Raw genomic sequence first — 581 nt, forward strand, 5'->3', positions numbered from 1 at the left:
CACGGCGTCATGAACACGCCTCGTCGCGTCAACGTGCCGGCGCCCGTCGTCGGTCTGCTCACCCTGACCGCGGCCGGTCTCGTCGGCGGTGCGCTCGCCCTCGGCGTGGCCAACAGCAGCCAGCCGGGGCGGCAGCCGGTCGAGCTGCGGCAGGTCGCGGACACGGCCACGACCACCACCACGACGGCCACGGCCACCACGAGCGCCCCGGAGACGTCGACCACGGCCCCGGAGACGACGAGCGCCACCACGAGCCCCACGAGCGTGCCCAGCGCGCCCACGACGGCCGCCAGGACGAGCAGCGCACCCCGGCAGGTTCCCGCGTCGTCCTCCTCGGCCCCTGCGGCTGTGCAGCAGCCCGCGCCGGTCCAGTCGACGGGCGGCCTCGCGCCCGGTGCACCGTTCACGCCGAAGCAGCCGGACCTACCGCCTGCCCCGAACCGGCCCGACGGCCCCCTCGTCCCGCCAACCACGACACCCTGACGCAACATGACAGCGACCCCCGGCAGAGATAGTGCCGGGGGTCGCTGTCATTGTGGCTTGACTTCTTGCCGGTGGTGGCCGGCCGGACAGATCAGGGC

The 581-nt window shown here is 74.4% G+C and carries 1 pseudogene; it reads left to right on the plus strand.

Features of this window, described 5'->3' with window-relative positions:
• Window positions 1-483, plus strand: a pseudogene (locus tag N864_RS25350) (hypothetical protein); the annotation flags it as partial.
• Window positions 484-581: the final 98 nt, after the last annotated feature.

Source organism: Intrasporangium chromatireducens Q5-1, from assembly GCF_000576575.1.
In the GTDB taxonomy this organism is placed as follows: domain Bacteria; phylum Actinomycetota; class Actinomycetes; order Actinomycetales; family Dermatophilaceae; genus Intrasporangium_A; species Intrasporangium_A chromatireducens.